The sequence below is a fragment of the Streptomyces sp. NPDC050211 genome, assembly GCF_040656035.1.
Lineage (GTDB): Bacteria > Actinomycetota > Actinomycetes > Streptomycetales > Streptomycetaceae > Streptomyces.
The window spans coordinates 87,420-95,538 of the sequence record NZ_JBFALC010000038.1 but is presented as its reverse complement, the minus strand read 5'-3'; the positions used below and the strand labels follow the sequence as shown (position 1 = coordinate 95,538).

The following is an 8,119-nucleotide window of genomic DNA, read 5'->3' as shown; positions in this document are numbered from 1 at the left end:
GCCCCTTCGGGGCGCGGGGAACTGCAGCCGTCTTCAGTCGGTGCGGGGTCAGGCCGTCACCGTCTCCCGTTGGGCCGTCTCGCCGGGTGTCCGCTCGCCGAGGTGTTCCGTCGGTACCTTGTGGGTCTCGCGGGCCGTGAGGACGGCGATGACCGGGGGCACGCAGAGGGCGGCGGTGAAGAGCGCCACCGACGACCAGTCGGTGCCGTCGGGGCCCGCGATCTGCGCGGCGAAGGTGACCGCGAAACCGGCCACGGCGAAGCCGATCTGCGTGCCGATCGCCATGCCGGACAGGCGGACCCTGGTCGTGAACATCTCGCCGTAGAAGGACGGCCACACACCGTTCGCGGCGCTGTAGACGACACCGAAGGTGATGATGCCCAGCAGCAGGGTCAGCGGGTAGGAGCCCGTCGAGATCGACCACAGGTACAGGAACATCATCACCGCGCTGCCGGCGGCGCCGATCAGATAGACCGGGCGGCGGCCGATGCGGTCCGACAGGGCGGCCCACAGCGGGATCGCGGCGAGCGCGACGAGGTTCGCGAGCGCGCCCACCCACAGCATGGAGGAGCGGGACATGCCGACCGCGTCGCTGGTCGCGTACGCCAGCGCCCAGACCGTGAAGATCGTGCTGACCGAGGCGATCAGCGCACCCGCGATCACTCGCAGGACGTCCGCCCAGTGCTCGCGCAGCAGCACCACCAGCGGCAGCTTCACTACGCCCTCGGTAGCGGCCTGCTGGGCGAAGGCCGGTGTCTCCTCCAGCTTGCGGCGGATGACGTAGCCGACGACGGCGACCGCGATGCTCATCCAGAACGGGACCCGCCAGCCCCAGGACAGCAGCTGGTCCTCGGGGAGCGCCGCGACCGGGATGAAGACGAGGGTGGCCAGCAGCTGCCCGCCCTGGGTGCCGCTGAGGGTGAAGCTGGTGAAGAAGCCGCGCCGGTTCGGTGGCGCGTGTTCCAGCGTCATGGAGTTGGCGCTGGCCTGCTCGCCCGCCGCCGAGATGCCCTGGAGGACCCGGCACAGCACCAGCAGCACCGGAGCGAGCGTGCCGACCTGGGCGCGGGTGGGCAGACAGCCGATCAGGAACGTCGACACGCCCATCAGGATCAGCGTGAAGACCATGATCTTCTTACGTCCCACCCGGTCGCCGAAGTGCCCGAGGAAGAGCGCGCCGACCGGCCGTGCCGCGTACGCCACACCGAACGTGGCCAGCGACAGCAGGGTCGCGGTGGCCGGGTCCGACTCGTCGAAGAAGACCTTGGGGAAGATCAGCGCGGCGGCGGATCCGTAGATGAAGAAGTCGTAGTACTCCAGGGCGCTGCCTATCCAGGCCGCGGTCGCGGCTTTCTTCGGCTGCCCGGGCGGGGCGGAGGGGACGGGGACGGACACGGCGGCTCCTTTGAGGAAACTCCAACGTACGGGGGAGTGAGCGGCGGGGAGAAGGGCCGGATCTTCGGCTAATTAACCCACTGGATAGTTAGTCCCGGTGGGTAGGGATGTTGCGCGCGCGTTTCCCCGCTGTCAAGGGGTCGGTCGTGCGCGGTCAGTCCGTCGCGCGGTCCGCCGTGAGGTAGGCGATCACCATGTCGCCCAGCATGGTCCGGTAGTGCTCGCGCTGGGCCGGGGCCACCAGGTCGCGGCCGAACAGGGCGCCGAAGGTATGCCGGTTGGCGACCCGGAAGAAGCAGAACGAGCTGATCATCGCGTGCAGGTCGACGGCGTCGACATCGGCGGTGAACAGCCCGGACTCCTGCCCCGCTTGAAGGATCCGGCCGATCACGTCCAGCGCCGGCGAACCGATCTTGCCGAGCTTCTCCGAGCCGGCGATGTGCTCGGCCTCGTGGATGTTCTCGATGCTGACCAGGCGGATGAAGTCCGGGTGTGCCTCATGGTGGTCGAAGGTCACCTCGGCCAGGCGCCGGATGGCCGCGACCGGGTCCAGATGCTCGACATCGAGCTGCTGCTCCGCCTCGCGGATCACGCCGTACGCCCGCTCCAGCACGGCCGTGAACAGCTGCTCCTTGCCGCCGAAGTAGTAGTAGATCATCCGCTTCGTGGTGCGGGTGCGGGCGGCGATCTCGTCGACGCGGGCCCCCGCGTATCCGGACCGTGCGAACTCCTGCGTCGCGACGTCGAGGATCTCGGCCCGGGTGCGGGCGGCGTCACGGATGCGCCCGTTGTTGCGTGCCGGTTCGTCGACGCTGGTCATCCAGGTTCCTTAGGGCAGGCGGTCCAGTGCCGGTGATTGTAGAAGCAGGCGCCCGTGCCTGGTTTCGGGTTCCGGCTGGGGGCTTCCCCCAGCTGACGGCTGCTGATATAGCTAACGTACTAGTTCGTACATTAGTGAGCTGCTCAGGAGGTCCTCGTGGCCAAGGACTCGTATCTCGTCGGACTGATCGGTTCGGGCATCGGCCCGTCGCTCAGTCCGGCCCTGCACGAGCGGGAGGCCGACCGCCAGGGTCTGCGCTATCTGTACCGGCTCATCGACATCGACACGCTCGGCGTCGGGCCCGAGGCCGTGGGTGACCTGGTGCGTGCGGCGCGGGACCTGGGCTTCGACGGGCTCAACATCACGCATCCGTGCAAGCAACTCGTCATCGAGCACCTGGACGCGCTGGCCCCGCAGGCCGAGGCGCTCGGCGCGGTCAACACGGTCGTCTTCGAGGACGGCCGTGCGGTCGGGCACAACACGGATGTCACCGGGTTCGCCGCGTCGTTCGCGCGCGGGCTTCCGGATGTGCCGCTGGAGCGAGTTGTGCAGCTGGGCGGGGGTGGGGCGGGCGCGGCCGTTGCGCATGCCACGCTGACGCTCGGTGCCGGGCGGGTCACTGTCGTCGATCCGCTGCCGGATCGGGCCGCGGATCTCGCCGCGTCCCTGAACCGGCACTTTGGTGAGGGGCGGGCGGCCTTCGCGACCCCGGATCGGCTGGCGGAGCTGTTCGCCCAGGCCGACGGGGTCGTGCACGCCACGCCGACCGGCATGGCCGCGCACCCGGGTCTGCCCTTCGCCGCGGAACTGCTTCATCCCGGGTTGTGGGTCGCCGAGGTTGTCTATCGGCCGCTGGAGACGGAGCTGCTGCGGGTGGCCCGTGAGCTTGGCTGCGCCACGTTGGATGGGGGTGGGATGGCTGTCTTTCAGGCTGCGGACGCGTTTCGGCTGTTCACGGGCCGTGAGCCCGACAGTGTGCGGATGTTGGAGGACATTGCGGAGATGGCCGGTACCGCGGAGAGCTCGGTGGGCAAGGCGGTTTGACGGCTGCAGGCCGTCTGTGGTTGCTCGCGCAGTTCCCCGCGCCCCTGAAGGGGCGCTGTCGTTCGGCAAGTTGAAGGAGCACCGTCCATGCGTACGTCCATTGCCACCGTCTCCCTCAGTGGATCCCTGACCGAGAAGCTGACGGCTGCTTCCCGGGCCGGGTTCGACGGGGTGGAGATCTTTGAGAATGATCTGTTGGCCAGCCCTCGTAGCCCGGAGGAGATCCGGAGTCGTTGTGAGGACCTTGGGCTGAGCATTGATCTCTATCAGCCGATGCGGGACATCGAGGCTGTGCCGGACGGGGAGTTCGCGCGCAATGTGCGGCGTGCGCGGCACAAGTTCGAGTTGATGCGGAGGCTGGGGGCCGACACCGTGCTGGTCTGCTCGAGTGTTTCCCCGCTGGCCGAGGACGATGACGCGCTGGCGGCTTGGCATTTGCGTCAACTAGCGGAGTTGGCCCAGGAGTTCGGGGTGCGGGTGGCGTACGAGGCGTTGGCGTGGGGTCGGCATGTCAGTACGTACGACCATGCCTGGCGCATTGTCGAGGCCGCCGACCATCCGGCGCTCGGTACCTGTCTGGACAGCTTCCATATCCTCTCGCGCGGTTCGGATCCCAAGGGCATCGAGGAGATCCCGGGTGAGAAGATCTTCTTCCTTCAGCTGGCCGACGCTCCGCTGCTGGCGATGGACGTCCTGCAGTGGAGCCGCCACTACCGCTGCTTCCCCGGCCAAGGTGGCTTCGACGTCGCGGGTCTTCTCCAGCATGTGATGCGCGCCGGATATGACGGTCCGCTCTCCCTGGAGGTCTTCAACGACGTCTTCCGGCAGGCCGAGGCCGGCCCCACCGCCGTGGACGCCCACCGCTCGCTGCTGGTCCTTCAGGAGACGGTCGGGCTGGCCGCGCCGCCCGCTCCCGTCGTCCCCACGGGTGTCGCCTTCGCCGAACTGGTCACGCCCGATGCCGAGCCCGTCTCGGCGGTGCTCGGCGCGCTGGGCTTCGCCCGTGCCGCACGGCACCGCAGCAAACCGGTCGACCTCTGGCAGCAGGGTGAGGCACGCGTCCTGGTCAACACCGGTCCCGCCGCCCGCCGCGACGGCACCGGACTCGCCGCGATCGGCCTGGAGTCGCCGGACCCCGCAGGCGCGTCCCGTCGTGCCGAGGCCCTGCTGGCGCCGGTGCTGCCGCGCCGCCGTGCCGCCGAGGATGCCCCGCTCGACGCCGTGGCGGCGCCCGACGGCACGGAACTCTTCTTCTGCGCCTCCGGTGCGGGGTCCGAACTCCCCGACTGGCGGGGCGACTTCGAGGACGTCGCCGCCGTGAAGGGCACGGCGCACGTCACCCGCATCGACCATCTCGCCCTCACCCAGCCCTGGCACCACTTCGACGAGGCGGCCCTGTTCCACCGCAGCGTGCTCGGCCTGCACGCGCAGGAAAGCGTCGACGTGGCCGACCCCTACGGCCTGCTGCGCAGCCGCGCCGTCACCAACGCGGACGGCGGCGTCCGCATCGCGCTCACCGTCTCGGCGGCACCCACCGACGACACGGTCCACGCCCAGCACATCGCGCTCGCCACGGACGACGTGGTCGCCGCGGCCCGCCGCTTCCGTGACTCCGGCGGGCGGCTGCTGCCGATCCCCGCCAACTACTACGACGACCTAGCGGCCCGGTACGAGTTCGCCGACGGTGAGTTGGCGACGTACCGGGAGCTCGGCATCCTCTACGACCGGGACGCGGAGGGCGAGTTCCGCCACTGCTATACGCAGACGATCGGGCGGGTCTTCTTCGAACTGGTCCAGCGGGACGGCGGCTACCGGGGTTATGGCGCCCAGAACGCGCCGGTGCGGCTGGCGGCGCAGCATGCGGTGACGTGACTCATTGGCGGCTGACGGTTCTGGTCACGCCGGTGACGACGGTCGTGGCGAGGATCCAGCCGGTGATGATGAGGACGTAGGACAGCCACTGGTACCCGCCCTTCGGGGCGAAGGCGCTCTCCTGTCCGAAGGAGATCACCGGTAGGAGCAGGTCGAGCGTGTAGAACACCGGGTTGAAGGACGGGGCCTCGGACGGCTTCAGCGGCGGCGGGTGGTGCAGGGCGTACGCGATCGAGCCGACGGCGAGCAGGGAGAGCAACCAGCCGAAGGCGCGCGAGGGGCGGAAGCCGTAGCCGACCGTGGCGTCCTGGACGTGGCCCCACAGGCGTCCGAACCAGCCGAGCGTGGAGCGCTGTCGGCGCTGCTTGGCGAGCTGGACGAGCCTGGCCGCGTGGTCGTCGCCGATGCGGCGGTAGGCAGCGGTCAACTGCTCGTAGGCGTGGGGGACGTAGCCCTCGGCCTCCCGCTCCAGCATGGGCAGACGGCGCTCGGCCGGCTCGTGCGGGGTGAGGGACGTATAGGCGAGGTTGTCGAGACGGACTCGGTCCGGGACCACCTCCGGCTCCAGGAACAGGACGTCGATCTGGGCGCGGCGCAGGTTCAGGGTGCCTTGCGGGGGTGGGCCCTTGCGCAGCCACAGCTCCCCGATGGTGCAGCTGCTCGCCCGTAGCGCGGCATCGCCAGGATTCGACAGGCGTGCGTACGACAGGTCGAGGCGGCCGGCGATACGAGCGCCCTTCAGACCGATCCATCCACGTATCTGCGCGCGCTTCAGTGCGAGGTCTCCCTCGACGGTGAGGGCCATGGCGTCGATGGCGGCGTCGCCCGGGTTCTCGCACCGCGCCTCGGTCAGGTTGACGGTCCCGGTGACGTTCGCGCCGTTGAGACGTATCTGCCCTTGGGTCACCAGCCCGGGTGCCCACAGGTCGGCCCCGAGAGCCGCCTGGTTGAGCTGGAGCACCGGCTCCTCGGCGTCCGGCGCGTTGATCTGTGCGCTCTCCATGTACAGGCTCCCGGCGAGCTGCGCCCCGCCCAGCCGCACCGGTCCCCGGAACACGGTTCTCGTCGTCCGCAGGGTGCCGTCCACCCGCAGGGCCTGGGCGGTGAGCCCGGGCAGGTCGGACTCGCTGAGGTTGAGCTCGCGGAGCCGGGCGGCGTAGAGCCGTGGGGTCTCGTCGAAGTGGCAGCGTCTGAGCCCCACGGGGTGGTCGATCGTCGCGTGCTGAAGGTCGAGCACCCCGGTGATGCGAGCCCCCGCAAGCCTCAGCGACGCTATTTCACCGTCCTCCTGGGGGCCGTTGAGAAGCAGCGACCTCAACACGGCCGCGCGGACGGTGCGTTCCGGCCCCCAGCCCGCTGCGTTCCCGACGTCCTCGCCGGTGGCGGAACGGAAGTCCACGGACTCCCCGTGGGAAAAGGCCTGCCACACGCGCAGTTCGGTCGGCGTCAGATCGTTGGGCTCCATCGTCGGCGACTCTGACCTGACCGAACCACGCGTGTCAACAACGTACTTACGGCCGGGTGTTCCACTCCGCGATCACAGGTCGCCCGTGTTCCAGGGACAGTCGGCTCACCGTCCCCGTCGCGAGCTGGAACAGCCGTCCCTCCGCCGGAGACAGCCCCAGCCGTCGTGCCGTCAGCACACGCAGGAAGTGGCCGTGGGCGACGAGGACGATGTCACCGTCGGGCAGCGCCGACTCCACGCGGGACAGCACGCGGTCCGCGCGAGCGCCGATGTCGGTCGGTGACTCGCCGGGATGCCCGGCCGGGCCCGGTGGCACGCCGTCGGTCCACAGGTTCCAGTCGGGGCGCGTGCGGTGGATGTCGAGGGTGGTGACGCCCTCGTACGCGCCGTAGTCCCACTCGCGCAGATCCTCGTCGGGCACGGCGCCGGACAGGCCCGCCAGTTCGGCGGTGTGGAGCGCGCGGTGCAGCGGGCTGGACAGCGTCAGGGAGAAGGTCCGGTGGGAGAGGAGCGGGGCGAGGGACTTGGCCTGTTCCTCGCCTTGCCCGGTGAGGGGCAGGTCGGTCCAGCTGGTGTGCCGGCCCGACACGCTCCACTCCGTCTCACCGTGGCGGACCAGCAGGAGATCCCCCACGGCCGGCTACTCCTTCGGCTCGACGGCGTGGCCGCCGAACTGGTTGCGCAGCGCCGCGACCATCTTCATCTGCGGCGAGTCGTCCTGGCGCGAGGCGAACCGCGCGAACAGGGACGCCGTGATGGCGGGCAGCGGGACCGAGTTGTCGATGGCGGCCTCCACGGTCCAGCGGCCCTCGCCGGAGTCCTCCGCGTAGCCGCGCAGCTTCTCCAGGTGCTCGTCCTGGTCGAGGGCGTTGACGGCGAGGTCGAGCAGCCAGGAGCGGATGACCGTGCCCTCCTGCCAGGAGCGGAAGACCTCGCGCACGTCGGTCACGGAGTCGACGGCCTCCAGCAGCTCCCAGCCCTCGGCGTAGGCCTGCATCATGGCGTACTCGATGCCGTTGTGGACCATCTTCGAGAAGTGGCCCGCGCCCACCTTGCCGGCGTGGACATAGCCGTACGGGCCTTCCGGCTTGAGTGCCTCGAAGATGGGCTGGAGCCGCTCCACGTGCTCCTTGTCGCCGCCGACCATCAGGGCGTAGCCGTTCTCCAGGCCCCACACGCCGCCGGAGACACCGGCGTCGACGAAGCCGATGCCCTTGGCGCCGAGCTCCTCGGCGTGCTGCTCGTCGTCGGTCCAGCGGGAGTTGCCGCCGTCCACGACGATGTCGCCGGGCTGGAGGAGGTCGCCGAGTTCGTCGACGACGGACTGGGTCGCGGCGCCGGCCGGAACCATCACCCAGATGGTGCGCGGCGCTTCGAGCCGCTCGACCAGTTCGGTCAGGCTGCTGACGTCGGAGACCTCGGGGTTGCGGTCGTAGCCGACGACGGTGTGGCCGGCGCGGCGGATCCGCTCGCGCATGTTGCCGCCCATCTTGCCGAGGCCGATGAGCCCCAGTTGCATCGGT

General features: G+C 69.8%; 7 protein-coding genes. 2 read left to right on the top strand and 5 right to left on the bottom strand.

Annotated features, from left to right (window positions below; translation table 11 throughout):
* Positions 1–48: 48 nt before the first annotated feature.
* Entirely contained in the window at positions 49–1,395 is a 1,347-nt protein-coding gene (locus tag AB0I98_RS31205) for an MFS transporter (protein ID WP_362947842.1), read from the bottom strand.
* A gap of 154 nt (positions 1,396–1,549) precedes the next feature.
* Positions 1,550–2,215: a TetR/AcrR family transcriptional regulator gene (locus AB0I98_RS31200; RefSeq protein WP_210575182.1), complete on the bottom strand. Its 666-nt coding sequence runs from the start codon at positions 2,213–2,215 to the stop codon at positions 1,550–1,552.
* A gap of 156 nt (positions 2,216–2,371) precedes the next feature.
* Here AB0I98_RS31200 and AB0I98_RS31195 point away from each other — a divergent pair, with 156 nt between their 5' ends.
* Positions 2,372–3,259 (top strand): shikimate dehydrogenase, encoded by an 888-nt coding sequence (locus AB0I98_RS31195; protein WP_362947841.1) that lies wholly within the window; start codon positions 2,372–2,374, stop codon positions 3,257–3,259.
* Positions 3,260–3,346: 87 nt separating this feature from the next.
* Complete coding sequence (locus AB0I98_RS31190) at positions 3,347–5,131, top strand: TIM barrel protein (RefSeq protein WP_362947839.1); 1,785 nt, start codon at positions 3,347–3,349, stop codon at positions 5,129–5,131.
* A 1-nt stretch (position 5,132) separates the two neighbouring features.
* Here the strand turns inward: AB0I98_RS31190 and AB0I98_RS31185 are convergent, their stop codons facing one another.
* Genes AB0I98_RS31185 through gnd form a run of 3 tightly spaced genes read right to left on the bottom strand, consistent with a single transcriptional unit; the run spans position 5,133 to position 8,115 of the window.
* On the bottom strand, positions 5,133–6,596 hold the full coding sequence (locus tag AB0I98_RS31185; RefSeq protein ID WP_362947837.1) for a membrane-associated oxidoreductase: 1,464 nt from the start codon (positions 6,594–6,596) through the stop codon (positions 5,133–5,135).
* Positions 6,597–6,642: 46 nt separating this feature from the next.
* Complete coding sequence (locus AB0I98_RS31180) at positions 6,643–7,230, bottom strand: histidine phosphatase family protein (protein WP_362947836.1); 588 nt, start codon at positions 7,228–7,230, stop codon at positions 6,643–6,645.
* Between the two features lie 6 nt (positions 7,231–7,236).
* Positions 7,237–8,115 carry a phosphogluconate dehydrogenase (NAD(+)-dependent, decarboxylating) gene (gnd, locus tag AB0I98_RS31175; RefSeq protein ID WP_362947849.1) on the bottom strand — a complete coding sequence of 293 codons (879 nt, stop codon included), beginning with the start codon at positions 8,113–8,115 and terminating at the stop codon, positions 7,237–7,239.
* Positions 8,116–8,119: the final 4 nt, after the last annotated feature.